Origin of the sequence: Paraburkholderia sp. SIMBA_027, from assembly GCF_046535315.1 — a bacterium.
In the GTDB taxonomy this organism is placed as follows: Bacteria; Pseudomonadota; Gammaproteobacteria; order Burkholderiales; family Burkholderiaceae; genus Paraburkholderia; species Paraburkholderia tropica.
In genome coordinates this window covers 1-251 of the sequence record NZ_JAWRWY010001208.1, presented here as the reverse complement: position 1 = coordinate 251, position 251 = coordinate 1, and the positions used below count along the sequence as shown (strand labels likewise).

The window sequence follows — 251 nt, the reverse complement described above, 5'->3', positions numbered from 1 at the left end:
GAAGCGGCGGATCGACATGGTGCCAACAGAGGTTGCGCCGAAGTTCGTCGACGCCGGGTAGGGGCCGCCGTGAACCATGGCTTCGGAAACTTCAACGCCGGTCGGGAAACCGTTGGCGAGAACGCGGCCGGCCTTGCGCTCCAGGATCGGCAGAAGCTTGCGGCCGAGTTCAGCATCGCCGGCATCCAGATGCAGGGTTGCCGTCAGCTGGCCTTCGAAGCTCTTTGCCACTTCGAGCATTTCTTCGGTGC

General features: G+C 63.3%; 1 pseudogene. It reads right to left on the bottom strand.

Going from position 1 to position 251, the window contains the following annotated elements:
- Positions 1 to 251: pseudogene (locus tag SB764_RS42980) on the bottom strand (aldehyde dehydrogenase (NADP(+))); the annotation flags it as partial.